This is a genomic window from Halomonas sp. THAF5a, from assembly GCF_009363755.1.
Classification (GTDB): domain Bacteria; phylum Pseudomonadota; class Gammaproteobacteria; order Pseudomonadales; family Halomonadaceae; genus Halomonas.
Genome location: NZ_CP045417.1, coordinates 708,925 through 732,049 on the forward strand (window position 1 = coordinate 708,925; position 23,125 = coordinate 732,049).

The following is a 23,125-nucleotide window of genomic DNA, read 5'->3' on the forward strand; positions in this document are numbered from 1 at the left end:
CTGGGCGATGATCGGCCGGTTGATGGACCACGCCTCAGGAGCAACGATGAAACGGATGCTGACCCCCCCTCTGCTGCTGGCCCTGCTGGCCGGCTGCCAGGCCGCCCCGCCGAGCGAGGCCCACGCGGCGCCGGAGGAGGCGCCTGACGCGGCGACCACGGTGGCCGTCGCCGAGGCCGCCCAGCCTGCGGCGACGGCTGCCGCGGCAACGGCCGCCGCGGCAAACTTCCAGGCGTGGCTGGCGAGCTTCCGGCGCGAGGCGCGCGCCGAGGGCATCGCCGAGGCGACCCTGGCGCGGGCCCTGGACGGCCTGCGCTATCGGCCGCGGGTGATCGAGCTCGACCGCTCCCAGCCCGAGTTCGTGCGGCCGATCTGGCAGTACCTGGACAGCGCCGTCTCGGCGACCCGGGTCAGCACCGGGCGGGCGCGGCTCGCCGAGCACCGCGAGACCGCCCGCGAGATGGAGCGCCGCTACGGGGTGCCGGCGGAGGTGATCGTCGCCATCTGGGGCATCGAGAGCAACTACGGCGGCAACTTCGGCGACTTCTCGACCCTCGAGGCGCTGGCCACCCTGGCCTATGAGGGTCGCCGGAGTGACTTCGCCCGCAGCGAGCTGCTCGCGGCCCTGCGCATCCTCGAGGCGGGGGATATCTCGCCCGAGCGCATGATCGGCTCCTGGGCCGGCGCCATGGGCCACACCCAGTTCATCCCCTCGAGCTTCGAGGCCTACGCGGTGGACGGCGACGGCGACGGGCGCCGCGACATCTGGGGCAGCATCCCCGACGTCATGGCCTCCACCGCCCACTACCTCGAGCGCGCCGGCTGGCAGTCGGGCGCGCCCTGGGGCGTCGAGGTGCGCCTCCCCGAGGGGTTCGACTACGCCCGCACCGAGCTTGCCCATCGCCTCTCGAGCGCCGAATGGGCCGCGCAGGGCGTGCGTACCCTCGACGGCGCGCCGCTGCCCGACTTCGCCAGCGCCTCGGTGATCGTGCCCGCCGGCGCCGACGGCCCGGCCTTCCTGGTGGGGCCCAACTTCCGGGCGATACTTCGCTACAACAACGCCACCAGCTACGCCCTGGCGGTGGGGGCGCTCTCCGACGAGATCGCCGGCCGCGAGGGGGTGGTGCAGGCGTGGCCCCGGGCGCAGCAGCCGCTGAGCCGCACCCAGGTGCGCGAGATGCAGCGCCTGCTCAATGCGCGGGGCTTCGAGGTGGGGGCACCGGACGGCATCATGGGGCCCAATACCCGTCGCGGCCTGCGCGACTTCCAGGACGCCATCGGCGTCACGCCGGATGGCTTCGCCACGCTTACCCTGCTCGAGCGCCTGCGGCGCTGAGCCCGTTTCGGAGGTGATCATGATCCCGACCCGAGTTCCTTCGCTGCTGCTGGCCGCCCTGCTCTCGAGCGCGGCGCCCGCGGCCCTTGCCGCCGACGACCAGCCGAGCGTGTTTGGCTGGGTGGAGAAGGCCACCCTCGAGCCCTGGGGCGTCGAGGTGAAGGCCAAGCTCGACAGCGGTGCGCTGACCTCGTCGCTGGACGCCCGCGACATCGAGCTCTTCGAGCAGGAGGGCGAGGAGTGGGTGCGCTTTCGCCTGAAGCTCGAGGACGAGGAGAGCGGCGAGCTCTTCACCGAGCGCATGGAGCTGCCGCTCTACCGGGACCTGCGGGTGCGTGGCGCCGGTGGCGTCGACGAGCGGCCGGTGGTGCTGATGGACGTCTGCCTGGGCGGTACCGTCTACGAGGAGCAGTTCGGGCTTCGCGACCGCGAGGAGATGAACTACCCGCTGCTGCTCGGACGCCGCTCCATCGGCCATCTCGGCCTGCTCGACGTGCGCGAGACCTTCCTCACCGAGCCTGACTGCGGCGAGGACGCGCCCTACGTGCCCCACGACCCCGACGAGGCCGAGTAGCGCCCCCGTCGCCCCGTGGCCGGGCCCGCATGGGCGCGGCCTTCTCGTCGGGCGCCCGGTTCGGGCTCAGAAGAGCCGGGCGAGCAGGGCGGTGACCGCGGTCTCCACCCGCAGGATGCGGGGCCCCAAGTGGATCCCCTGGCAGCCGGCCGACAGCAGCTGCTCCACCTCCCAGGGAATGAAGCCGCCCTCCGGCCCCACCAGCAGCAGCGCCGGCTCGTCGAGGCCGCGGGGGCAGTCGTCGGGCATGCCCGGGTGGGCCACCAGGCCGCGGCGCCCCGCGAGCAGCCCCGGCAGTGCGTCCTCGACGAAGGGGCGAAAGCCCTTGGCCAGGGTGACCTCGGGCAGTCGGGTGTCCCGGGCCTGCTCCAGGCCCAGCACCAGGTGGTGACGGATCTTCTCGGCCTCGAGCTCCGGCGACTGCCAGTAGCTCTTCTCCACGCGGCGGGTGTTGAGCAGGGTGATCCGCTTCACGCCGAGCGCGGTGACGTGCTCGAGGCTGCGCGCCAGCATCCGCGGGCGGGGCAGGGCGAGCACCAGGTGCACCGGCAGTGCCGGCGGCGGCGGCTGGTCCAGCGCGGCGACGTCGAAGGTCGCCTCGTGATCGTCCAGGGTCAGCAGCTCGCCGCGCCCGAGCGCCCCTCCCGCGATGCCCAGCGTCAGGGTGTCCCCGGGGCGTGCGCGATGCACTTCGCGCAGGTGTGCCAGCCGGCGCGGGTCGCGGACCCGGGCCAGGCGATGGTTCTCGACGTCCTCGGGGGAGAGCAGGATCAGGTTCATGGCGCCTCGTTGCGTTGGGACTGAATGGGGGCGATGCCTTGCATGGAGGGTGTCGCGGTGCACAATAGCGCTACGGGGGCCGTCGCCCCCACCACACAAGGAGCAGCGCCGTGCGCGTGATTCGCAAGTATGCCAACCGCAGGCTCTATGATACCGAACAGAGCCGCTACGTGACCCTCGAGGATCTGCGCGGCCTGATCCTCGACGAGGTGCCCTTCCGGGTCGAGGACGCCAAGAGCGGCGAGGACCTGACCCGCACCATCCTGCTGTCGATCATCATCGAGCAGGAGCAGGCCGACGGCGACGCCCAGGTCTTCTCCAACGATCTGCTGGCGCAGTTCATCCGTGTCTACGACATGGCCCAGCCGCTGCCCCTGGCACGCTACCTGGAGCAGGGCACCAAGCTGATGCTCGAGCAGCAGCATCACATGCAGGACCAGTGGCAGCAGGCCATGCGCCACTCGCCCATGGAGCTGATGCGTGAGATGGCCGAGGAGAACATGAAGTTCTGGCAGAAGACCATCGGCCAGGCCGGCAGCGGCAGCGACGACGACTCGGGAAAGGGCAAGTCGTGAGCGGCGCCGCGCGCCACTTTCTGACATAATGCCGCGACGTTTCTCGCACGATTCTGAGGTAGTCAGCGGATGAAGGTCCTGATCATCGGCGGCGGTGGCCGCGAACACGCCCTGGCCTGGAAGGTCGCCCAGTCACCCCGAGTGGAGGCGGTCTTCGTGGCGCCCGGCAACGCCGGCACGGCCCGGGAGCCGGGCCTCGTCAACGTCGCGATCGGCGTCGACGACCTCGATGGCCTGGTGGCCTTCGCCCGGGACGAGGGCGTCGCGCTGACCATCGTCGGCCCCGAGGCACCGCTGGTCGCGGGCGTGGTCGATCGCTTCCGCGAGGCGGGTCTGGCGATCTTCGGCCCCACCGCCGGCGCGGCCCAGCTCGAGGGCTCCAAGGCCTTCACCAAGGACTTCCTGGCGCGACACGCCATTCCCTCCGCCGACTACCAGACCTTCACCGCGGTGGAGCCGGCGCTTGAGTACCTGGCCGAGAAGGGCGCGCCCATCGTCATCAAGGCCGACGGCCTGGCCGCCGGCAAGGGCGTGATCGTCGCCATGACCCAGCAAGAGGCCGAGGCGGCGGTGCGCGACATGCTCGAGGCCAACGCCTTCGGCGACGCCGGCGCTCGGGTGGTGATCGAGGAGTTCCTGCAGGGCGAGGAGGCGAGCTTCATCGTCATGGTCGATGGCGAGACCATCCTGCCCATGGCCACCAGCCAGGACCACAAGCGCGCCTTCGACGGCGATGCCGGCCCCAACACCGGCGGCATGGGCGCCTACTCGCCGGCGCCGGTGGTCACCGAGAGCGTCTTCGAGCGCATCATGGATCGGGTGATCCGCCCCACGGTGCGGGGCATGGCCGAGGAGGGCCACCCCTACACCGGCTTCCTCTACGCGGGCCTGATGATCGATGCCGAGGGCAACCCCAGGGTGATCGAGTACAACTGCCGCTTCGGCGACCCCGAGACCCAGCCGATCATGCTGCGCCTGCGCTCCGACCTGGCCGAGCTCTGCCTGGCCGGTGCCCGCGGCGAGCTCGCGGGGCTGGCCTGCGACTGGGACCCGCGCCCCGCGGTGGGCGTGGTGCTGGCCGCCGGCGGCTACCCCGGCAGCTACCGTAAGGGCGACGCCATCGACGGGCTCGACGCCGCCGAGGCCACCGGCTGCAAGGTCTTCCACGCCGGCACCGCCGAGCGGGACGACCGGGTGGTCACCGCCGGCGGCCGGGTGCTCTGCGTCACGGCGCTGGGCGAGGGCGTCTCCGCGGCCCGCGACCTGGCCTACCGGGGCGTGGCCGAGATCGACTGGCCCGAGGTGCTCTACCGGCGCGACATCGCCCACCGGGCCATCGCCCGGGAGCGCGGCGACGCCTGAGACGCAGTGACCCCCAACAACAAGATTCAGGAGCGAGGATGGAGCGTGTCCGACTGAGCTTTCCCGTCGACGAGGTGATGCACCGTCACCCGCTGACGGTGCGCATCACCGACATGAACTACGGCCGCCACCTGGGCCACGATGCGCTGATCTCGCTGCTTCACGAGGCGCGGGTCGCCGCGCTGGCCGCTCGGGGGCTCTCCGAGGGCGACCTCGGCGGCTTTCCCAGCGTGGCGGCGGATCTCGCCGTGCAGTACCAGGCCGAGACGCGCTGGCCCGATGCCCTGGTGGTGGAGACCGCCATCCCGGCGCCGGCGCGCAAGGCGATCGGCGTCTACCACCGGATCCTGCGCGAGGCCGACGGCGCCACGGTGGCCACGGCCCGGATCAACCTGATGCTGGTCGATCCGGCCACCGGCCGCCCGGTGGCGATCCCCGAGGGGGTGCGGGATGCCCTGGTGAGGGCTCGCTGATGTCCCGGGAGTATCCGATCATCGCCCTGACCGGCTCCTCCGGGGCCGGCACCACCACGGTGAAGCGCACCTTCGAGCGCATGTTCGCCCGGGAGGCCGTGCACGCCGCCTTCGTCGACGGCGACGCCTTCCACCGCTATACCCGCCAGGAGCTGGCCCAGCTCCTCGTCGACGAGCCCGACCGCAAGGACGAGCTCTCCCACTTCGCGGTGGAGGCCAACCTGCTCGACCGGCTCGAGGCGCTGTTCCGGGAGTACGGCCAGACCGGCAACGGCGCCTACCGGCACTATATCCACGCTGAAGACAAGCAGATGATCGAGGCCGGCTACCAGGTCGGCACCTTCACCGAATGGCAGTCGCTGCCCTGCGGCACCGACCTGCTGTTCTACGAGGGGCTGCACGGGGGGCTCGTGACCGCCGAGCTCGACATCGCCCGCCACGTCGATCTGCTGGTGGGGGTCGCGCCGACCATGAACCTGGAGTGGATCCAGAAGATCGATCGCGACATGCGCCACCGTGGCTACTCCCAGGAGGCGGTGATCGACACCATCCTGGGGCGCATGGATGACTACGTGCGCTACATCCAGCCGCAGTTCTCGCGTACCCACATCAACTTCCAGCGGGTGCCCACGGTAGACACCTCGAACCCCTTCGAGGTCCAGGACATCCCCACCGACGCCGAGTCCTTCGTGGTGATCCGCTTCCGCGACCCGGCCACGGTGGATTTCCCCTACCTGCTGGCGATGATCCAGGATGCCTTCATGAGCCGCCCCCACACCCTGGTGGTGCCGGGCTCGCGGCTGTCGCTGGCCATGGAGCTGATCCTCGGCCCGCTGGTGCGCCACCTGCTGGCCCAGCGCCGCTTCCGCTGACGCCCGCACCGTCCCGATACAAGGAGAACCGCCCATGGATTGCCTGTTCTGCAAGATCATCGATCGCGAGATTCCCGCCGACATCGTCTATGAAGACGAGCATGTGCTCGCCTTCAACGACATCAATCCCCAGGCGCCGACCCACCAGCTGATCGTGCCCAAGCGCCACATCGCCACCCTCAATGACATCGAGGAGGGTGACCTGGCGCTGGTGGGGCGCCTGCAGCACACCGCCGCCAGGCTCGCGGCCGAACAGGGCTTCGCCGAGGACGGCTACCGGGTGGTGATGAACTGCAACGACCACGGCGGCCAGACCGTCTATCATATTCACATGCACCTGATGGGCGGTCGTCGCTTTACCTGGCCGGCTGGCTAGCCGGCGCCCTGCGGCCCCGGCCGCGCGCGATCCGGCGAACGACGCCTCAGGTGCATTCTCGAGAGACCCCACATGACCCGCTCCCTGACCCGTGCCGATAACCTGATCCACCAGTTCGATACCGTGCTGAGGACCCTGGTGCCCCACGCGGCGAGCCCCTCGCGTCCCTCGCCGGCGACGCCGGCGGTCCACGATGAGCCGCTCAGCGACGAGGAGCGGCACCACGCCGCGGGACTGATGCGCATCAACCACACCGGCGAGGTGTGCGCCCAGGCGCTCTACCAGGGCCAGGGGATGACCGCCAAGCTGCCCGAGGTGCGCGGCCAGATGGAGCAGGCTGCTCAGGAGGAGATCGACCACCTGGCCTGGTGCGATGCGCGGCTGGAGGAGCTCGACGCCCGCCCGAGCCTGCTCAACCCGCTCTTCTACGCCGCCTCCTTCGGCCTCGGCGCCGCGGCGGGCGCCGTCGGCGACCGCGTGAGCCTGGGCTTCGTGGCCGCCACCGAGGAGCAGGTCGGCCACCACCTGGAGGAGCACCTGGTCAAGCTGCCGGCGGGCGATCATCGCTCCCGCGCCGTGCTGCGCCAGATGGCCATCGACGAGGCCCACCACGCCCAGCTGGCGCTGGAGGCGGGGGGCAGCCGCTTCCCCGCGCCGGTCAAGATCGGCATGAAGCTGATGTCCAAGGTGATGACCACCAGCGTCTATCGCCTCTGAGCGACCCGGCGTAATCCGCGGCTGATATGGCGCCAGGCCTGCGAGGGGGCGCTGTGAACCCATCCCTGGGCGCTACCGATGCCCATCCCTGGCATAGGACCCCCTCTACGGCCTGGCCCCAGCGCCGCTTGCGGTAGAGGTTACCTTCCTGCGCTACTCCTCAACGATGGTGAAGGAGTGGGTGATCTCCACGCCGCCCTTGACCAGCATGATGGAGGCGCTGCAGTACTTGTCGGCCGAGAGCTCCACGGCGCGCGCCACCTGCTTCTCCTTGAGACCGCGGCCGCTGACGGTGAAGTGCACGTGGATCTTGGTGAAGACGCTCGGCACCTCGTCGCTGCGCTCGGCCTCGAGGCTCGACACGCAGTCGGTCACGTCGGCCCGGGCCTTCTCGAGGATGTTGAGGACATCGAAGGAGGTGCAGGCCCCCATGCCCATCAGCAGCATCTCCATCGGGCGCGGCCCGGTGTTGCGGCCGCCGTGGTCGGGCGGGCCGTCGATGACCACGCTGTGGCCGCTGCCGCTCTCGGCAACGAATTGGCGTCCGTCGGTCCATTTCACGCTGGCTTTCATGGGGCAGGCATCCTTAACTCGGCTATTCGGCAGCTGGCTCGAGGCTGCTTCGGCGACGAGCCGATGGGGAGGCGCTGTGAATACATCCCTGTACGCTACCGACGCCATCCATGGCGTAGGACCTCCCCGCGGCTCGTCCCCGTCGCTGCGGCTGCAACAAGGGGGATCGGGTGAAAGCGGTCAGCATAGCAGCTGCGACGGGGCAGCTCAGCCCCGTTCGAGTGACGATGACGCGGTTCCGGCGACAGGCCCCGGAGCGCCGGACCGTCAAGGGGCGCTGTGAACCCTTCCCTGGGCGCTACCGACGCCTTCCCTGGCGTAGGACCCCCTCTTCGGCCTGTCCCCGGCGCTTCGCTCAGGTTTCTGAGCGGAGCGATGTTCGAAGACCTTGATCCAGTGCCTTCAGCCGCGCCGGCGTGCCGACATCGACCCAGGCGCCGCGGTGATGGGTGCCGCCGACGCGGCCCTCGGCCATGGCGCGCCGCAGCAGCGGCGCCAGGGCGAAGGCGCCGGGCGCCTCGTCGGCCACCAGCGCCGGGTCGAGCAGGCTCAGGCCGGCGAAGGTGAGGCGCGGCGCTCCCTCGGCGCGCACTCGGCCGTTCTCGTCCAGGTGGAAGTCGCCCTCGGGGTGGTGGTCGGGGTTGTCCACCAGCACCAGGTGGGCGAGGTCATCGCCCAGGGCGGGCAGGCGCGACGGGCAGAGGTCACACCAGACGTCGCCGTTGACCAGCAGGAAGGGGGCGTCGCCGAGCAGCGGCAGCGCCTGGCGGATGCCGCCGCCGGTCTCCAGCGGGGTCGTCTCGCGGCTCCAGGCGATGGACACGCCATGGGCCGTGCCGTCGCCCAGGGCATCGACGATCTGCTGTGCCCGGTAGCTGACGTTGATCACCACCTCAACGATGCCCGCCGCACGCAGCCGCTCGAGGTGGTGGACGATCAGCGGACGGCCGGCCACCTCCAGTAGCGGCTTGGGGCGGTGGTCGGTGAGCGGGCGCATGCGGGTGCCGAGCCCCGCGGCCAGGATCATCGCCTTCATGGGCGGGCCTCCAGGCGCGCCGCCAGCGCCGGGCGGAAGGTCTCGGCGAGCCAGGCGCGAAAGGCCGCGTGGCCGGGGAGGCCGTCGAGGCTCTCCTCCAGGTGGCCGAGGAAGTGCGGCAGGCGCTCGAGGTAGCCCTGGCGCCCGTCGCGCAGGGTCAGCCGGCAGAAGATCCCGAGCACCTTGAGCGCGCGCTGGGCGGCCATGGCCTGGGTCCAGGCGAGGAAGGTCGCGGCGTCGACCTCCTCGGCGAGCCGGCTATCGGCGATGGCGCGCACGCGAAAGGCCTCGGTCCAAGCCGCGAAGCGCGCCGGCGCGAAGCGGCAGTAGCGCCCCCGCAGCAGCGAGATCAGGTCGTAGCCGAGGGGGCCCGCCACGGCGTCCTGGAAGTCGATCAGGTGGAGGGCCTCGTCCTTGACCATCAGGTTCATGGCGTCGAAGTCGCGATGCACCGCCACCACCGGCTGCTCGAGCGCCGAGCCGATCAACGCCTCGCGCAGCGCCGCCCACCCGGGAGGCGGGGCGAGGCCCAGCCACTCGTCCAGGCACCAGTCGGGGAAGAGGTCGAGTTCGCGGCCCAGCAGGGCGGCGTCATAGGCGGGGAGGTCGTCGACCGGGGCGCGGTTCTGCAGGTCGTGGAGCAGGTGGAGGGCGCGCTCGTGCCAGGCCAGGGTCGCCGGGGCCTCGTCGCCCTCGAAGCGCGCCTGCAGCGGCGTGTCGCCGAGATCGTCGAGCTCGAGGAAGCCGGCGTCGAGGTCCACGCCGTGAAGCGCCGGCACCGGCAGGCCGGCCGCACCCCACTGCTCGGCGATGGCCACGAAGGGACCGCTCTCCTCCTGTTCGGGCGGGGCGTCCATCAGCACGCGGGTGGTGCCATCGGGCAGGGTGAGGCGGAAGTAGCGCCGGAAGCTGGCATCGCCGGCGGCGAAGCGCAGGGTGACCGCCTCCGGGGGGAGGCCTCTGCGCCTGGCCGCCCAGGCCTGCAGGCGCTGCGTTCGCGTGGGGTCGGTGGCCTCGGGCATCGTCGTCTGGCTCCTGGTGAGGGGGCGGGTACGGTTGACGGCCCCGTGGGGGCCCCGCATGCTGAGCTCCCGACATCGTCGGCGATGGCAGGGCTCGCGCCGGCAGCACAGGCCGGGTGCGGCCTGTATAATACCGATTCACCCCGCCAAGGACATCGTGGAGCATGGGCAAGCGACACTCGTGGACATGGACGGCCCTGACGGGCCTGGCCGGCGCCGGCCTGGCGAGCGGGCCACTCTCGGCGGCGCCCCCCGAATCGCTGCCGGCGGCGCAGCTGGACTGGCAGCCCTGGGGCGAGACGCGCCCGGCGGGGGCCCTCTGCCGCGGCCGCTACGTGATGCCGGACTACCGCCTGCCGGCACCGCCCGGCGACAAGGTGGCGAGCGAATCCGACCGCGCCGGTTCCGGCGAGGACGGGGAGACCCGGCTCGACGGCGAGGTGCTGTTGCGCCGCGGCGATGCCCAGCTCGAGGCGCCGCGGGTGCGGGTGCCCGCCAGCCGCGAGACCGCCTTCGCCGAGGGGCCGCTGACGCTGCGCGACCGCAACCTGCTGGTGCGTGGCGCCTCGGCCGAGTTCTCGCTGAAGAGCGACGCCGCGAGCATCGACACGGCCCACTACGTGGCCCACGAGCAGCGCCTGCGCGGCGATGCCGTGCGGCTGGCCCGCCTCGATGGCGAGCGCTACCGGCTCACCGAGGCGAGCTTCACCACCTGCGAGCCGGGCAGCGACCTGTGGCGCCTGGTCGGCAATGACATCCTGCTCGACCGCGAGCGCGGCGTCGGCACCGCCAAGCACGCCCGGCTCGAGGTGGGCAAGGTGCCGGTCTTCTACTGGCCCTGGGTGCGCTTTCCCCTCGACGAGCGTCGCCAGACCGGCTTACTGTGGCCGATCCTGGGGCTCTCCGCCGACGCCCTCGACTACGCCCAGCCCTTCTACTGGAACATCGCCCCGGACCAGGACGCCACCATCACGCCGCGCTATATCAGCGACCGCGGCCTGCTGCTGGGCGGCGAGTACCGCTACCTGTTCGAGAACCACGGCGGCCAGATCGAGGGCGCCTACCTGGCCGACGACGACGGCGACTCCGACGACGAGCCGAGCTACGAGGGCGAGGACCGCTGGTACCTCGACTACCGGCACGCCGGGCGCCTGGAAGAGCGCACCGACTACCGCCTGCGCTACGGGGCGGCCAGCGACGGCAGCTACTTCGACGACTTCGGCCGCGACTTCGGCGAGAGCGAGACCGCCTACCTGGCGCGCCTGGCCCAGGTCGACCATCGCGGCGATACCTGGCAGCTGCAGGCCAAGGCCCAGGGCTACCAGAAGCTCGACGATCCGCTGGAGGACGAGGACAAGCCCTTCTACCGCCTGCCGAGCCTGACCGCCGATGCCCGTTGGTCCCAGCCAAGCGGCTTCTACCAGCAGTGGCGCTCCAACGTCACCTACTTCTGGCGTGACGTGGACGAGACGGCACTGCCCGACACGGAGCGCTTCGATCGAGAGGCGGCCAACGGTACGCGCCTGCACCTGGCGCCGGCCACCGGCTGGCGCTGGGACGAGAGCTGGGGCTATCTGGAGCCCCGGGTCGAGTGGCTCGCCACTGCCTACGAGCTCGACTACGGCGAGCGCGACACCGACCGCGACGAGAGCCTCACCCGCAGCGTGCCGGTGACCAGCGTCGACGGCGGCCTGGTCTTCGAGCGCGAGCTCGCGCTGGGCGGGCGCGACTACCGCCAGACCCTGGAGCCGCGGGTCAACTACGCCTACGTGCCGGCGCGGGACCAGGCCGAGTTCCCCGACTTCGATACCGCCGAGCGCGCCTTCTCCTGGAACCAGCTCTGGTCGCCCTACCGCTTCAGCGGCAGCGACCGGGTGGGCGACCTGAATCGCGTCTCGCTGGGGGTCGAGTCGCGGCTGCTGGCCGATGACAGCGGCCGCGAGCGTCTCTCCCTGGGGATCGGGCAGGCCTACTACCTGGAGGATCGCACCATCGACATGGCCGGCGATCCCGACACCCTGCCGGCGGATCGCGATTCCTACGACTACTACCTGGCCACCCGCGAGCGCTCGCCGCTGGTCACCCGGGCCGACTGGCAGATCAGCGACGCCTGGCGGGCCCGCTGGCAGTGGCTCTACGACGACCACCGGGAGCGCACCGAGAGCACCTCGCTTGGCCTGCAGTACCTGGCGCCGGCCGGCCACGTGCTGAACCTCGGCTATCGCTGGCAGGTGCAGGGCTTCGATCCCGCCGAGGACGAGGAGGACGTGGCCAACTACAACCGCGAGGAAGTCGACCTGTCGTTCGCCCTGAAGGCCAGTCGGCAGGTCGACCTGATCGGCCGGCTGCTCTACGACAACACCAACGACCGCGCCCTGGAGCAGCTGGCGGGTGTCCAGTGGAACGACTGCTGCTATGGTCTGCAGCTGGTCTGGCGCGAGTGGGTCGACGACAACGACACCGCCAATAGCATCGCGGACGACCAGACCGATCGCGGGATCTTCCTGCGCTTCGTGTTCAAGGGCCTGGGCGGCGTCGGCGGCGAGGCCGATGGCTACTTCCAGCAGGCCGTGCCGGGCTACCGAGCGGCGTCCCTGGGCCGCCTTTGAGTGCGACTCCCTGGGGCGCCTGTGATCGCGCGCCCCGGGGCCGCCTGAACGACATTCGACACCGACGAGAGGAAAGAGAGACATGCGCAGCCGACGTATCGCCACCCTGGCGCTGGCCCTGTGCCTGAGCGGCCTGCCCCTGACGGGGCTTGCCCAGGAGTCGGCCTACGCGGGCCGTCAGCCGCTGGACCGCATCGTGGCGGTGGTCAACGAGGGGGCCATCATGGAGAGCCAGCTCGACGACCGCGTCGCCCAGGTCCGCAGTCAGCTCGAGGGCCGCGGGCAGGCGACCCCTTCCCACGCGGTGCTGCGCGAGCAGGTGCTCGAGCGCATGATCGTCGAGGAGATCCAGCTGCAGATGGCCCGCGAGGCCAACCTCAGCGTCGACGACACCGAGCTCAACCGCCAGGTGCGCGCCATCGCCGAGGGCAACGGCATGACCCTGGAGCAGTTCGCCGATGCGCTCGAGGCCGACGGCCTGTCGCTCGGCGTGGTGCGCGACCAGGTGCGCCGCGAACTGCTGATGCGCCAGCTGCAGCAGCGCCGGGTGGCCAGCCGGGTCGACCTCTCCGAGCGCGAGGTGGATCGCTTCGTGGAGCAGCAGGGCGTCAGCCGCGACCAGGCGCGCCAGGCGCTGTTCCAGCGCAAGGTCGGCGCCGAGATGGAGGAGTGGGTCCAGGAGATCCGCAGCCGCGCCTTCGTCGACGAGCGCCTCGAGGCGCGCTGATGCCAGGCGTCGACGCGCCGGTGCTGGCCCTGACCTGCGGCGAGCCGGCGGGCATCGGGCCCGAGCTCGCCGTGATGCTGGCCGCCGATGGGGTCCCCGCGGCCCGGGTGGTCGCGGTGGGCGACCCGGCGCTGCTGGCCGAGCGCGCTGCCCTGATCGGCCGTGAGGTCGAGATCCGGCAGCTCGCCCCGGACGAGGCCCCTCCCGCGCCGCGGCGCGGCGTGCTGCCGGTGTGGCCGGTAGCGCTGCGCATCCCGGCGCGGCCCGGCGAGCTCAACGTCGCCAACGCCGCCCACGTGCTCGAGACCCTCGACGTGGCGCTCGCCGCCTGTCGCGACGGCCGCGCGGCCGGCATGGTCACCGCGCCGCTGCACAAGGGCGTGATCCTGGACGCCGGCCACGCCGGCTTCAGCGGCCACACCGAGTACCTGCGCGACGCCTGTGGGATCGACGAGGTGGTGATGATGCTCGCCACCGACAGCGCCCTGCACACCCGCGAGGCGAACGGAGAGGGCGGTGAGGCCCTGCGCGTGGCGCTGGCCACCACCCACCTGCCGCTGCGCGAGGTGGCCGATGCCATCACCGGCCCGCGCCTGACGCGCCTGCTGCAGATCCTGCACGACGACCTGCAGCGCTGGTTCGGCGTCGACGCGCCACGCATCGCCGTCTGCGGCCTCAACCCCCACGCCGGAGAAGGCGGCCACCTGGGGCGCGAGGAGCTCGACGTGATCATCCCGGCCCTCGAGGCCCTGCGCGCCGAGGGGCTGACCCTTGACGGCCCCCTGCCGGCCGATACCCTGTTCACCCCGCGCCACCTCGAGGGGGTCGATGCGGTGCTGGCCATGTATCATGACCAGGGCCTCCCCGTGCTCAAGTACGCCGGCTTCGGCCGCGCCGCCAACATCACCCTGGGACTGCCGCTGGTGCGCACCTCGGTGGACCACGGCACCGCCCTGGACCTCGCCGGCCGCGGCGTCGCCGACCCGGGCAGCCTGCGGGTGGCCGTGGCCCTGGCCGCCGAGATGGCGCAGCGTGCTTAAAGGGGCACCGGGGACAGACCGAAGCGGAGGTCCTATTCCAGGGATGGAATCGGTAGCGCCCAAGGATGGGTTTACAGCGCCTCCGCGCAGGTCTGTCGCCGGATCAGCCCCGTACAAGATCCAAAAGTAGCTCACAGCGACAGAAGGACGACCCTGAATGGCATCCCGCCCCCCGGTTCATCAGGCCCGCAAGCGCTTCGGCCAGAACTTCCTGCGCGACTACGGTGTCATCTCGCGCATCGTGCGTGCCATCGGACCGCGCCCCGGCGACCGGCTGGTCGAGATCGGCCCCGGCCAGGGCGCCCTGACCGAGCCGCTGCTCGAGGCCGCCGACGGCCGCCTCGAGGTGATCGAGCTCGACCGCGACCTGATCCCCGGTCTGCGGGTGCAGTTCTTCGACAAGCCCGGCTTCGTCATCCACGAGGGCGATGCCCTCAAGGTGGACTTCCGGGAGCTGCGCGACGAGGGCCCGGCGCTGCGCGTGGTCGGCAACCTGCCCTACAACATCTCCACGCCGCTGATCGTCCACCTGCTCCAGGCCGGCGAGGCCGTGGCCGACATGCACTTCATGCTCCAGAAGGAGGTGGTCGAGCGGCTGGCCGCCGCGCCGGGCGGCCCCGACTGGGGACGGCTGTCGGTGATGGCCCAGTACCACTGCCGCGTCGACGCCCTGTTCACGGTGCCGCCGGAGGCCTTCGTGCCGCGGCCCAAGGTCGACTCGGCGATCGTGCGCCTCACCCCCCACGATAGCCTGCCCCATCCGGCCCGGGACGAGGCGCTGCTCTTCGACCTGGTGCGCCAGGCCTTCGGCCAGCGGCGCAAGACCCTGCGCAACAACCTCAAGGGGCGCATCGATGCCGCGGCCCTGGAGGCGCTGGGCATCGACCCGGGCCGTCGTCCCCAGACGCTGGATGTCGAGGAGTTCGTGCGCATCGCCAACCACCTGGCCGCGGCCGGGGAAGGAGAGACCTCATGACCCCGACGGCTCCCGAGGAGCTCAAGGGCGCCATCCGCGTCGACGTGGCGCCGGACTTCCGCCTGGACGAGTCCGACCCCGACGAGCAGCGCTTCGTCTTCAGCTACACCGTCACCGTGCACAACGCCTCCGACCACAGCGTCCAGCTGATGGCCCGCTACTGGAAGATTACCCAGGGCAGCGGCAAGGTGCAGGAGGTGCGCGGCAAGGGGGTGGTCGGCCAGCAGCCGCTGATCGGCCCCGGCCAGACCTTCCGCTACACCAGCCGAGCGATCCTCGACGGCCCGGTGGGGGTGATGGAGGGCGCCTACACCTGCGTCGACACCGCCAGCCAGCGCCCCTTCGAGGTGGCGATCTCGCCCTTCCGGCTGGCCGGGCCCAACCAGGTACACTAGATCCCGTGACACCCAGCGCAACGGAGCCGACATGACCACCTACGCCATCGGCGACCTGCAGGGTTGCCACGAGGAGTTCGTCGCCCTGCTCGAGCGGCTCGATTTCGACCCGCGCCGCGACCGGCTGTGGCTGGCCGGCGACCTGGTCAACCGCGGCCCGGGATCGCTCGCCTGCCTGCGTGAGGTGATGGCGCTGGGCGAGGCCGCGAGCGTGGTGCTCGGCAACCACGACCTCCACCTGCTTGCGGTGGCCCGGGGCGGCGCCCGGGAGAACCGCAAGGATACCCTGGCGGCGATCCTCGCCGCCCCGGACCGCGAGCGCCTGCTCGACTGGCTGCAGGCGCGCCCGCTGCTGGTGCGCCGGGCATCGCCGACCCAGGGCGAGACCGTGATGACCCATGCCGGCCTGCTGCCCCAGTGGTCGGTGGACAAGGCCGCGGGCCTCGCCGCCGAGGCCGAGGCCCGGCTCGCCGGCGAGGGCGCCGGCGCCTTCCTCGAGGCGATGTACGGCAACGAGCCGGCCTGCTGGCGCGACGACCTCGACGGCATCGACCGGCTGCGGATGATCGTCAACGCCTTCACCCGCATGCGCTTTGTCGATGCCGAAGGCTGCCTCGACTTCGCCGCCAAGCAGGGGCTCGACCGTGCCCCGGCGGGCTTTGCCCCCTGGTTCCAGTACCCGCGCGACGACGACCCCTGGCTGCTGTTCGGCCACTGGGCGGCGCTGGAGGGCGAGACCCCCGAGAGCCGCGTGCGCGCGGAGGCGCTGGACACCGGCTGCGTCTGGGGGCGCCGACTCACCGCCCTGGCGCTGGAAAGCGGCGAGCGCATCAGCGTGCCGAGCCGCCAGTGAGTCACCCCGGACGCCCTTCGACGACGAGAGACTCGCCATGACCTCAGCTCCCTTCCAGCATCTCGATATCGCCGTCCTGGCCAACTGGCTCGAGGACGACGCGCCCCTCACCCTGGTCGATATCCGTGACCCCCAGAGCTACGCCCAGGGGCACGTGCCCGGCAGTCGGCGCCTGGGCAACGACACCGTCGATGCCTTCCTCGCCGAGGCCCCGCGCCAGGCCCCGCTGGTGGTGATCTGCTATCACGGCCACTCCAGCCAGCAGGCCGCGGCCTGGCTCGCCGGCCAGGGCTTCGCCGAGGTCTACAGCCTCGATGGTGGCTTCACCGACTGGCAGCATCGCCACCCCGACCGCGTGGAGCGCTGAGCCATGGGCGCGCGCGACGACCGTTGCCTCGCGGGACTCGAGGTCTATCGGGTCGGCGGGGCGGTGCGCGATGCCCGCCTGGGCTGGCCGGTCAAGGACACCGACTGGGTGGTGGTCGGCACCACGGCCGAGGAGATGCGGCGGCGCGGCTTCAAGCCGGTGGGACGCGACTTTCCGGTCTTCCTGCATCCGGTGAGCCACGAGGAGTTCGCCCTGGCGCGCACCGAGCGCAAGTCGGGGCACGGCTATACCGGCTTCGTGGTCCACGCGAGCCCCGAGGTCACCCTCGAGGAGGACCTGGCCCGCCGCGACCTGACCATCAACGCCATGGCCGAGACCCCCGAGGGCACGCTGGTCGACCCCTACGACGGCCTCGCCGACCTCGAGGCGCGCCGCCTGCGCCACGTCTCGCCGGCCTTCGTCGAGGACCCGCTGCGGGTGCTGCGCACCGCGCGCTTCCTGGCCCGCTACGCGGGGCTTGGCTTCGTCATCGCCGAGGAGACTCGCGCGCTGATGCGCTCGCTGGTGGCGAGCGGCGAGCTTGCGCACCTGGTGGCCGAGCGGGTCTGGACGGAGACCGAGAAGGCGCTCTCCGAGCCCTGGCCGGAGGTCTACTTCCAGGTGCTGGCGGCGTGCGGGGCGCTGGCCGTGCTGATGCCGGAGCTGGCCGAGGATGACGCGGACCTCGACGCGGCGCTGGGGCGCCTGCATCGGCTGCCCGAGGACATCGAGGCCGAGGCCCGGGTGCGCTGGCGCTGGGCGCGGCTGGTCGAGCACCTCGACGACGACGCGCGCGAGGCGCTCTCCGGGCGGCTGCGCCTGCCCCGGGCACACCGCGAGCTGGCCACCCAGGCGGCCAGGACCCGGGAGCTGTGCCGGCGGGTCGCCGCGAACGGGCTCAACGGGTCTCAGGTGATGCGCTGGCTCGATGGCATCGATGCCTGGCGCCGCGGCGACCGGGTGGCGCCGCTGATCAGCCTGGTGAGCCTGGACGCCCCGGCGCTGGCCGAGGACCTGGCCCTGGCCTGGCGGCTGGCGGTGCAGATCCTGCCCAGGGCGCTGGTGGCGGAGGGGTTCCAGGGGCGCGCGCTCGGCGAGGAACTCTCGCGGCGCCGCTGGGAGGCGATCGAGGGGGCGCTCGCCGGCCCCGATGCCGGGCGGTGAGGCCTGCTGTGCCGAGGCAAGGCCTACTCCGCGGCGGAGAGCCGGCGCCCCCGCCAGGTGAAGTCGACCGGCCAGAGGCGCTGGTCGCCGGCCGCGAAGCGCGCCCAGTGGTCGCGATAGGTCTCGCCGGTGAGGGGGTGGCACGCCTCGGGCAGCAGTTCGGCCAGCGGCTGGAGCACGAAGGCGTGGTGCAGGATCTCGCCCCGGGGCAGCGTGACGCCGTCATGCTCGCCGCTGAGCGCGCCCACGGTCAGCAGGTCGATGTCCAGGGTCCGCGGGCTGAACTTGGGCACGTCCTTGCGCCGTCCGTGGGCGAACTCCAGGCGCTTGCACCAGGCCTGCAGTTCGCCCACCGAGCGCTCGCTCTCGAAGGCCACCACCAGGTTGTAGAAGTTGCGGCCGTCCTCGAAGCCCACCGGCTCGCTCTCGAAGATCCGCGAGACGGCGAGTCGGCCGAAGCTCTCCTCCAGCGCGTCCAGGCAGGCCAGGACGTGATGCTCGCGCTCGATGTTGCTGCCGATGCTGACCGTGACCCGGGCCATCACGCGCCCCCCGGGCGAGTGCCGCGCGCGATGGAGACCCCCACCGCGCTGGCCGCGGGGACGGCGCCGGGCTTGCGCACGGTCAGGCGCAGCCAGGGGATGGCGAACTCGGCGCGCAGGGTCTCGGCCAGGCGCTCGGCGAAGGTCTCCACCAGGGCGAACTGGTGCGCCTCCGCGAAGCCGGCGATGCGCTCGCTGATGGCGGCGTAGTCCAGGGTCTGGGCGATATCGTCGCCTGCCGCGGCGGGGCGGATGTCGGTGCCCAGCTCGAGGTCGAGGCGCAGCGTCTGGGTGATGGTGCGCTCCCAGTCGTAGACGCCGATCACGGTATCCACCTCGAGCGCGTCGATCAGCACAAGATCCATCGGGGCTCCCCGGTCGTTGGTGTTGGCGGCCTGGTCGTGGCGGCCCTGTGGGATGCGAACGGGGCAGGCGAGGGGCTGCCTGCCGGCGCACGATTGTACGCCAGCACGCTCCCCGGGGACACCGCGGGCGCCGGACCTGTCGTCGGGGGCCCCCAGCTGGCAGAATCGAGGCATCGATGCGAAGGAGGCCGCCCGTGGAGGCGCCACTCGACCTCATCCTGCCGCTGATGGCGCTCGGCTATCTCAGTGGCACCTGGCTCGGCGCCCTCGCGGCGTGCCGCCTGGCCGGCGTGGGCGACCCGCGGCTCGCCGGCTCGGCCAACCCCGGCTTCTCCAACGTGTTGCGCCTCTACGGCCCGCGCCTCGCCCTGGCGACCCTGGTCGTCGACGTGGTCAAGGGCATGCCGGTGCTGTGGCTCGCCATGTGGCTCGGCCTGCCGCCGTGGGGGCTCGGGCTCGTCGGCCTCGGCGTGCTGCTCGGTCACGCCTACCCGGCCTGGCACCGCTTTCGCGGCGGCAAGGGCGTGGCCAGCGCCTTCGGCGTGATGCTGGTGCTCACCCCCTGGGTGGCGCTCTGCTGCGCCATGCTCTGGACGCTGCTGGCCTGGCGGCTGCGCACCGCAGCGGTGGCGTCGCTGGCGAGCGCCGCCCTGGCGCCGCTCGCGAGCCTCTGGCTGGCGCCGGAGTTCGTGGGAGTCGTGGCGGTCTTCACGCTGCTCGTGCTCGGGCGCCACGCGCTCAATATCCGCCGTCTCCGGCGCGGCGAGGAGGCCGGGCTCTAGGAGAGCGGGCACGCGGCCCTCACGGAGGTCCTGCGCTGGGCGCCGTGACCGCAAGGCGCGCGATCATCGCGGGGTTCAGCCCTTGGCGGGTGCCTGCAACTCGTCCATCGGCCAGCGCGGCACCGCCTTCATGATGCCGGTCTCGTCGCGCTCGCCGGCCAGCAGGCGCTGGGCCCCCACATACGCGATCATCGCCCCGTTGTCGGTGCAGAAGCGCCCGCGGGGGTAGTAGGCCCGGGCATCGCGCTTGGCGCATTCGCGCTCCAGGCGCTCGCGCAGGCGCACGTTGGCGCTCACGCCGCCGGCGACCACCAGGCGCTTGAGGCCGGTCTGATCCAGGGCGCGGCGGCACTTGATCACCAGGGTGTCGACCACCGCCTCCTCGAAGGCGCGGGCCACGTCGGCGCGCGCCTGGTCGTCGAGCTCGCCGGCGCCCTCCAGCTGGCGGATGGCGGTCAGGGTGTGGGTCTTGAGCCCGGAGAAGCTGAAGTCCAGGCCGGGCCGGTCGGTCATGGGGCGCGGGAAGCGCAGCCGCTTGGGGTCGCCCTGCTCGGCCAGACGCGCCACCTGGGGGCCGCCGGGGTAGGCGAGCCCGAGCATCTTGGCCGCCTTGTCGAAGGCCTCGCCCGCGGCGTCGTCCACCGACTCGCCGAGCAGGCGATAGCGGCCGAGCCCCTGGACCTCGACCAGCTGGGTGTGGCCGCCGGAGACCAGCAGCGCCACGAAGGGGAAGCCGGGCGGCTCGTCCTCGAGCATGGGGGCCAGCAGGTGGCCCTCCATGTGGTGGACGCCGAGCACCGGGATGTCCAGCGCCCGGGCCATGCCGTGGGCGGTGCTGGCGCCGACCATCAGCGCCCCGACCAGGCCCGGGCCGGCGGTATAGGCGATGGCGTCCAGCTCGCCGCGGGTCAGGCCGGCATCGTCCAGCACCTGCTGGATCAGTGGCAGCAGCCGGCGGGTATGATCGCGGGAGGCGAGCTCCGGTACCACGCCGCCGTACTCGGCGTGCATGGCGATCTGGCTGTAGAGGGCGTCGGCGAGGAGGCCGCGCCCGGTGTCGAAGAGGGCGACGCCGGTCTCGTCGCAGGAGGTCTCGATGCCCAGTACGCGCATGATATCGGCTCGGTAATGCGTGGATGGCGGCATTCTACGCATTTTGCCCCCCGTCGGCAGCAGGGAAACGATTTGCACGCACTCGGCCGGACGACTAGAATACTGTCCGCTGCAAGACTGGGTCGTGCACCCAGGGGCTTTCCCCCACGCCTTCACGCATCGTTCCGGTTCGCCTGGCGATCTCGGAGCGTGTTTCGTGGAGGGGCGACCCCATCGGGTGTGCGTACAAACCGAACTCAAGTTACCCAAGGTAGGTGAGTGCTTAATGCCTTCTGTCAAAGTACGTGATAACGAGCCGTTTGACGTCGCGCTGCGTCGCTTCAAGCGTTCCTGTGAAAAGGCCGGTGTCCTCTCGGAAGTGCGTCGTCGCGAGCAGTACGAGAAGCCGACCGCAGAGCGCAAGCGCAAGGCGGCCGCGGCCGTCAAGCGTCATGCCAAGAAGCTTCAGCGTGAGCGCAAGCGTTTCGAACGGCTCTATTGATCCGTACTGGAGTCGGTGAGGGCGTCCGGCCCGCGCCGTCTCAAGAGGGACGCCAAGCGGCCGCCTAACGGTGGCCGCTTGTTTTTGTCGCCGTCCGGTCGCTTCCCGCCCCGTCTCGCAGGTTGTCCGCATGCCCGGTCAGATTCCCCAGCGCTTCATCGATGATCTCCTGGCCCGCGTCGACGTGGTCGAGGTGGTCGGCGAGCGCGTGAAGCTGAAGAAGGCCGGTCGCAACCACTCCGGGCTCTGCCCCTTCCATCAGGAGAAGTCGCCCTCGTTCACCGTCAGCGCGGACAAGCAGTTCTACCACTGCTTCGGCTGTGGTGCCCACGGCAACGCCCTGCGGTTCCTGATGGAGTACGACAAGCTGCGCTTCCCCGAGGCCGTCGAGCAGCTGGCCGGCCGGCTCGGCCTGGAGGTGCCCCGGGAGGGGGCCGATGACCCCCGGGCCCAGGCCCGCGAGCGCAAGCGCAAGGAAGGGGTCAACCTGCTGGAACTCTCGGCCAGCTACTTCCGCGAGCGGCTGAAGATGCCGGAGGGCGAGAGCGCCCGCCGCTACCTGGCGGATCGCGGCCTGTCGCCCGAGGTCCAGCAGACCTTCGGCATCGGCTGCGCGCCGGCCGGCTGGGAGGGGCTCAAGCGCCACCTCTCCGAGCGCGGCATCGCCGAGGCGGTGCAGATCGAGTACGGGCTGCTGGTGCATCATGAGGACAGCGGACGTACCTACGACCGCTTTCGCGACCGGGTGATGTTCCCGATCCGCGATATCCGCGGCCGCACCATCGCCTTCGGCGGTCGGGTGCTGGGCGATGCCAAGCCCAAGTACCTCAACTCCCCCGAGACGCCGGTGTTTCACAAGGGGCGCGAGCTCTACGGCCTCTATGAGGCGCGCCAGGCCGATGCGCGCCTCGAGCGGGTGGTGATCGTCGAGGGTTACATGGACGTGGTGGCGCTGGCCCAGTTCGGCATCCGCAACGCCGTGGCGACGCTCGGCACCTCCACCAGTGAGGAGCACCTGAGCCGGCTGTTCCGCATGGTCGGCGAGGTGGTGTTCTGCTTCGATGGCGACCGCGCCGGCCGCCAGGCCGCCACCCGGGCGCTGGAGACGGTGCTGCCGCAGATGATCGACGGTCGCCAGGCGCGCTTCATGTTCCTCCCCGAGGGGGAGGACCCGGACACCCTGGTGCGCCGCGAGGGGCCGGCGGCCTTCGAGGATCGCATCACCTGCGCGAGCCCGCTGTCGGAGTTCCTCTTCGATCACGCGGCCGAGGGGCGCGACCTGGGCACGATCGAGGCGCGCGAGCGCTTCGCCAGCCAGGTCCTCGCGGCCATCGGCAAGCTCCCGGAGGGGGTGCTGAAGTCGCTGCTGCTTGGCGAGCTCTCGCGGCGCACCGGCGTCGACCAGTCGCGCTTCGAGGCGCTGGTCGCCCCCGCCGAGGCGCCTGACGAGCCCCCCCTGGCGCCGGAGCCCGAATGGCGCCCCGAGGACGAATGGCGTCCCGAGGACGAGGGGCATGAGGCGCGTCCGACGCCGGGCAAGGGGCAGCGCTCGCTCGGCCTGATGGGTCGCGTGCTGCAGCTGCTGGTGCACGAGCCGCGCCTGGTGGAGCGCCTGCCCGAGGCGGGCGACTGGTACCCCGAGGCGGACCCGGAGGCGCGGCTCTGCCGGGAGGTCGAGCGGCTGCTGCGGGCGGGGCGCTACCGCAGCGCCCAGGTGCTGCTGGCCCACTTCCACGGCACGCCCGAGGGGGAGCGGCTGGCCGCGCTGGCGCGCCGGGAGCTGCTGATTCCGCCCGGGGCGAGGGCCGCCGAGCTGGACGGGCTGGTCGAGCACTTTCAGCGCCATCGGCTGCGCTCGTCGCGACAGGAGGAAGTCGATGCCCTGCTGTCCAAGCAACAGAGGGGGGAGCGTCTCTCCCAGGAGGAGCGGCAGCGGCTGATGACGCTGCTCGCCGACCCGAGAGGGTAGGGTCGAGGCGCAAGCGCCGGCGTGGCGGGGGTTGAATTTTCTCCCA

26 protein-coding genes are annotated in these 23,125 nt (G+C 71.6%); 19 read left to right on the plus strand and 7 right to left on the minus strand.

From position 1 onward, the window contains the following. Nucleotides 1-46 precede the first annotated feature (46 nt). Together FIU83_RS03240 and FIU83_RS03245 are read left to right on the plus strand one after the other, a co-directional pair. Nucleotides 47-1,336, plus strand: coding sequence for a lytic murein transglycosylase (locus tag FIU83_RS03240; protein WP_152482734.1), 1,290 nt, complete (start codon nucleotides 47-49; stop codon nucleotides 1,334-1,336). Between the two features lie 19 nt (nucleotides 1,337-1,355). Then, nucleotides 1,356-1,910: an ATP-dependent zinc protease gene (locus FIU83_RS03245; protein ID WP_152482735.1), complete on the plus strand. Its 555-nt coding sequence runs from the start codon at nucleotides 1,356-1,358 to the stop codon at nucleotides 1,908-1,910. A gap of 66 nt (nucleotides 1,911-1,976) precedes the next feature. On the opposite strand, the gene FIU83_RS03250 is transcribed toward FIU83_RS03245, so the two are convergent. After that, on the minus strand, nucleotides 1,977-2,690 hold the full coding sequence (locus FIU83_RS03250; protein ID WP_152482736.1) for a 16S rRNA (uracil(1498)-N(3))-methyltransferase: 714 nt from the start codon (nucleotides 2,688-2,690) through the stop codon (nucleotides 1,977-1,979). A 110-nt stretch (nucleotides 2,691-2,800) separates the two neighbouring features. Here FIU83_RS03250 and phaR point away from each other — a divergent pair, with 110 nt between their 5' ends. The 6 genes from phaR to coq7 all read left to right on the plus strand — a co-directional run bounded on the left by phaR (nucleotide 2,801) and on the right by coq7 (nucleotide 7,065). After that, nucleotides 2,801-3,265 carry a polyhydroxyalkanoate synthesis repressor PhaR gene (gene phaR / locus FIU83_RS03255; protein ID WP_152482737.1) on the plus strand — a complete coding sequence of 155 codons (465 nt, stop codon included), beginning with the start codon at nucleotides 2,801-2,803 and terminating at the stop codon, nucleotides 3,263-3,265. Between the two features lie 69 nt (nucleotides 3,266-3,334). Next, entirely contained in the window at nucleotides 3,335-4,627 is a 1,293-nt protein-coding gene (gene purD / locus FIU83_RS03260; RefSeq protein WP_152482738.1) for a phosphoribosylamine--glycine ligase, read from the plus strand. Between the two features lie 38 nt (nucleotides 4,628-4,665). Further along, a complete protein-coding gene (locus FIU83_RS03265; protein ID WP_152482739.1) occupies nucleotides 4,666-5,100 on the plus strand; it encodes a thioesterase family protein in 435 nt (144 codons plus the stop codon). After that, nucleotides 5,100-5,972, plus strand: a complete 873-nt coding sequence (locus FIU83_RS03270; RefSeq protein ID WP_152482740.1) for a phosphoribulokinase — start codon at nucleotides 5,100-5,102, stop codon at nucleotides 5,970-5,972. Before FIU83_RS03265 ends, FIU83_RS03270 begins: the two co-directional genes overlap by 1 nt. Before the next feature lie 34 nt (nucleotides 5,973-6,006). After that, a complete protein-coding gene (locus FIU83_RS03275) occupies nucleotides 6,007-6,348 on the plus strand; it encodes a histidine triad nucleotide-binding protein (protein ID WP_152482741.1) in 342 nt (113 codons plus the stop codon). 72 nt (nucleotides 6,349-6,420) lie between these two features. Continuing rightward, the gene (gene coq7 / locus FIU83_RS03280; RefSeq protein ID WP_152482742.1) at nucleotides 6,421-7,065 is read left to right on the plus strand and encodes a 2-polyprenyl-3-methyl-6-methoxy-1,4-benzoquinone monooxygenase; all 645 of its coding nucleotides are present in this window, start codon (nucleotides 6,421-6,423) and stop codon (nucleotides 7,063-7,065) included. 153 nt (nucleotides 7,066-7,218) lie between these two features. Here the strand turns inward: coq7 and FIU83_RS03285 are convergent, their stop codons facing one another. The 3 genes from FIU83_RS03285 to FIU83_RS03295 all read right to left on the minus strand — a co-directional run bounded on the left by FIU83_RS03285 (nucleotide 7,219) and on the right by FIU83_RS03295 (nucleotide 9,696). Further along, a complete protein-coding gene (locus FIU83_RS03285) occupies nucleotides 7,219-7,638 on the minus strand; it encodes an OsmC family protein (protein WP_152482743.1) in 420 nt (139 codons plus the stop codon). A gap of 355 nt (nucleotides 7,639-7,993) precedes the next feature. Beyond that, a complete protein-coding gene (gene murU / locus FIU83_RS03290; RefSeq protein ID WP_152482744.1) occupies nucleotides 7,994-8,674 on the minus strand; it encodes an N-acetylmuramate alpha-1-phosphate uridylyltransferase MurU in 681 nt (226 codons plus the stop codon). Further along, nucleotides 8,671-9,696, minus strand: coding sequence for an aminoglycoside phosphotransferase family protein (locus FIU83_RS03295; RefSeq protein WP_152482745.1), 1,026 nt, complete (start codon nucleotides 9,694-9,696; stop codon nucleotides 8,671-8,673). Before FIU83_RS03295 ends, murU begins: the two co-directional genes overlap by 4 nt. Before the next feature lie 164 nt (nucleotides 9,697-9,860). Here FIU83_RS03295 and FIU83_RS03300 point away from each other — a divergent pair, with 164 nt between their 5' ends. From FIU83_RS03300 to FIU83_RS03335, 8 genes are all read left to right on the plus strand, one after another. Continuing rightward, nucleotides 9,861-12,305 (plus strand): LPS-assembly protein LptD, encoded by a 2,445-nt coding sequence (locus FIU83_RS03300; RefSeq protein ID WP_152482746.1) that lies wholly within the window; start codon nucleotides 9,861-9,863, stop codon nucleotides 12,303-12,305. A gap of 82 nt (nucleotides 12,306-12,387) precedes the next feature. Next, nucleotides 12,388-13,032: a SurA N-terminal domain-containing protein gene (locus tag FIU83_RS03305; RefSeq protein ID WP_152482747.1), complete on the plus strand. Its 645-nt coding sequence runs from the start codon at nucleotides 12,388-12,390 to the stop codon at nucleotides 13,030-13,032. Further along, entirely contained in the window at nucleotides 13,032-14,072 is a 1,041-nt protein-coding gene (pdxA, locus tag FIU83_RS03310) for a 4-hydroxythreonine-4-phosphate dehydrogenase PdxA (protein ID WP_152482748.1), read from the plus strand. The genes FIU83_RS03305 and pdxA overlap by 1 nt, the downstream gene beginning before the upstream one ends. Nucleotides 14,073-14,229: 157 nt before the next feature. Then, entirely contained in the window at nucleotides 14,230-15,048 is an 819-nt protein-coding gene (gene rsmA, locus FIU83_RS03315) for a 16S rRNA (adenine(1518)-N(6)/adenine(1519)-N(6))-dimethyltransferase RsmA (RefSeq protein WP_152482749.1), read from the plus strand. Further along, on the plus strand, nucleotides 15,045-15,443 hold the full coding sequence (gene apaG / locus FIU83_RS03320) for a Co2+/Mg2+ efflux protein ApaG (protein ID WP_152482750.1): 399 nt from the start codon (nucleotides 15,045-15,047) through the stop codon (nucleotides 15,441-15,443). The genes rsmA and apaG overlap by 4 nt, the downstream gene beginning before the upstream one ends. A 31-nt stretch (nucleotides 15,444-15,474) precedes the next feature. Next, nucleotides 15,475-16,296, plus strand: coding sequence for a symmetrical bis(5'-nucleosyl)-tetraphosphatase (locus tag FIU83_RS03325; protein ID WP_152482751.1), 822 nt, complete (start codon nucleotides 15,475-15,477; stop codon nucleotides 16,294-16,296). A gap of 37 nt (nucleotides 16,297-16,333) precedes the next feature. Beyond that, entirely contained in the window at nucleotides 16,334-16,663 is a 330-nt protein-coding gene (gene glpE, locus FIU83_RS03330; protein WP_152482752.1) for a thiosulfate sulfurtransferase GlpE, read from the plus strand. A 3-nt stretch (nucleotides 16,664-16,666) separates the two neighbouring features. Beyond that, nucleotides 16,667-17,827, plus strand: coding sequence for a polynucleotide adenylyltransferase (locus FIU83_RS03335; RefSeq protein WP_152482753.1), 1,161 nt, complete (start codon nucleotides 16,667-16,669; stop codon nucleotides 17,825-17,827). 23 nt (nucleotides 17,828-17,850) lie between these two features. Here the strand turns inward: FIU83_RS03335 and folK are convergent, their stop codons facing one another. Then, nucleotides 17,851-18,369 (minus strand): 2-amino-4-hydroxy-6-hydroxymethyldihydropteridine diphosphokinase, encoded by a 519-nt coding sequence (gene folK, locus FIU83_RS03340; protein WP_152482754.1) that lies wholly within the window; start codon nucleotides 18,367-18,369, stop codon nucleotides 17,851-17,853. Then, the gene (gene folB / locus FIU83_RS03345; protein ID WP_152482755.1) at nucleotides 18,369-18,734 is read right to left on the minus strand and encodes a dihydroneopterin aldolase; all 366 of its coding nucleotides are present in this window, start codon (nucleotides 18,732-18,734) and stop codon (nucleotides 18,369-18,371) included. Before folB ends, folK begins: the two co-directional genes overlap by 1 nt. Before the next feature lie 218 nt (nucleotides 18,735-18,952). Between folB and plsY the strand changes: the two genes are divergently transcribed. Further along, nucleotides 18,953-19,516 (plus strand): glycerol-3-phosphate 1-O-acyltransferase PlsY, encoded by a 564-nt coding sequence (gene plsY, locus FIU83_RS03350; RefSeq protein ID WP_152485223.1) that lies wholly within the window; start codon nucleotides 18,953-18,955, stop codon nucleotides 19,514-19,516. 75 nt (nucleotides 19,517-19,591) lie between these two features. Here the strand turns inward: plsY and tsaD are convergent, their stop codons facing one another. Beyond that, nucleotides 19,592-20,629 (minus strand): tRNA (adenosine(37)-N6)-threonylcarbamoyltransferase complex transferase subunit TsaD, encoded by a 1,038-nt coding sequence (gene tsaD / locus FIU83_RS03355; RefSeq protein WP_152482756.1) that lies wholly within the window; start codon nucleotides 20,627-20,629, stop codon nucleotides 19,592-19,594. A gap of 265 nt (nucleotides 20,630-20,894) precedes the next feature. Between tsaD and rpsU the strand changes: the two genes are divergently transcribed. Then, the gene (rpsU, locus tag FIU83_RS03360; protein WP_013333229.1) at nucleotides 20,895-21,110 is read left to right on the plus strand and encodes a 30S ribosomal protein S21; all 216 of its coding nucleotides are present in this window, start codon (nucleotides 20,895-20,897) and stop codon (nucleotides 21,108-21,110) included. 130 nt (nucleotides 21,111-21,240) lie between these two features. Next, the gene (dnaG, locus tag FIU83_RS03365; protein WP_152482757.1) at nucleotides 21,241-23,079 is read left to right on the plus strand and encodes a DNA primase; all 1,839 of its coding nucleotides are present in this window, start codon (nucleotides 21,241-21,243) and stop codon (nucleotides 23,077-23,079) included. Nucleotides 23,080-23,125 lie beyond the last annotated feature (46 nt).

Excerpts from the sequence above, each read along its gene's own strand:
- apaG (WP_152482750.1), top strand. The coding sequence starts at position 15,045 with ATGACCCCGACGGCTCCCGAGGAGCTCAAGGGCGCCATCCGCGTCGAC.
- glpE (WP_152482752.1), top strand. The coding sequence starts at position 16,334 with ATGACCTCAGCTCCCTTCCAGCATCTCGATATCGCCGTCCTGGCCAAC.
- pdxA (WP_152482748.1), top strand. The coding sequence starts at position 13,032 with ATGCCAGGCGTCGACGCGCCGGTGCTGGCCCTGACCTGCGGCGAGCCG.
- FIU83_RS03285 (WP_152482743.1), bottom strand. The coding sequence starts at position 7,638 with ATGAAAGCCAGCGTGAAATGGACCGACGGACGCCAATTCGTTGCCGAG.
- rsmA (WP_152482749.1), top strand. The coding sequence starts at position 14,230 with ATGGCATCCCGCCCCCCGGTTCATCAGGCCCGCAAGCGCTTCGGCCAG.
- FIU83_RS03265 (WP_152482739.1), top strand. The coding sequence starts at position 4,666 with ATGGAGCGTGTCCGACTGAGCTTTCCCGTCGACGAGGTGATGCACCGT.
- FIU83_RS03270 (WP_152482740.1), top strand. The coding sequence starts at position 5,100 with ATGTCCCGGGAGTATCCGATCATCGCCCTGACCGGCTCCTCCGGGGCC.
- FIU83_RS03275 (WP_152482741.1), top strand. The coding sequence starts at position 6,007 with ATGGATTGCCTGTTCTGCAAGATCATCGATCGCGAGATTCCCGCCGAC.
- FIU83_RS03300 (WP_152482746.1), top strand. The coding sequence starts at position 9,861 with ATGGGCAAGCGACACTCGTGGACATGGACGGCCCTGACGGGCCTGGCC.
- FIU83_RS03240 (WP_152482734.1), top strand. The coding sequence starts at position 47 with ATGAAACGGATGCTGACCCCCCCTCTGCTGCTGGCCCTGCTGGCCGGC.
- folK (WP_152482754.1), bottom strand. The coding sequence starts at position 18,369 with ATGGCCCGGGTCACGGTCAGCATCGGCAGCAACATCGAGCGCGAGCAT.
- purD (WP_152482738.1), top strand. The coding sequence starts at position 3,335 with ATGAAGGTCCTGATCATCGGCGGCGGTGGCCGCGAACACGCCCTGGCC.
- FIU83_RS03325 (WP_152482751.1), top strand. The coding sequence starts at position 15,475 with ATGACCACCTACGCCATCGGCGACCTGCAGGGTTGCCACGAGGAGTTC.
- FIU83_RS03335 (WP_152482753.1), top strand. The coding sequence starts at position 16,667 with ATGGGCGCGCGCGACGACCGTTGCCTCGCGGGACTCGAGGTCTATCGG.
- rpsU (WP_013333229.1), top strand. The coding sequence starts at position 20,895 with ATGCCTTCTGTCAAAGTACGTGATAACGAGCCGTTTGACGTCGCGCTG.
- folB (WP_152482755.1), bottom strand. The coding sequence starts at position 18,734 with ATGGATCTTGTGCTGATCGACGCGCTCGAGGTGGATACCGTGATCGGC.
- FIU83_RS03245 (WP_152482735.1), top strand. The coding sequence starts at position 1,356 with ATGATCCCGACCCGAGTTCCTTCGCTGCTGCTGGCCGCCCTGCTCTCG.
- tsaD (WP_152482756.1), bottom strand. The coding sequence starts at position 20,629 with ATGCGCGTACTGGGCATCGAGACCTCCTGCGACGAGACCGGCGTCGCC.
- FIU83_RS03250 (WP_152482736.1), bottom strand. The coding sequence starts at position 2,690 with ATGAACCTGATCCTGCTCTCCCCCGAGGACGTCGAGAACCATCGCCTG.
- coq7 (WP_152482742.1), top strand. The coding sequence starts at position 6,421 with ATGACCCGCTCCCTGACCCGTGCCGATAACCTGATCCACCAGTTCGAT.
- FIU83_RS03305 (WP_152482747.1), top strand. The coding sequence starts at position 12,388 with ATGCGCAGCCGACGTATCGCCACCCTGGCGCTGGCCCTGTGCCTGAGC.
- murU (WP_152482744.1), bottom strand. The coding sequence starts at position 8,674 with ATGAAGGCGATGATCCTGGCCGCGGGGCTCGGCACCCGCATGCGCCCG.
- dnaG (WP_152482757.1), top strand. The coding sequence starts at position 21,241 with ATGCCCGGTCAGATTCCCCAGCGCTTCATCGATGATCTCCTGGCCCGC.
- FIU83_RS03295 (WP_152482745.1), bottom strand. The coding sequence starts at position 9,696 with ATGCCCGAGGCCACCGACCCCACGCGAACGCAGCGCCTGCAGGCCTGG.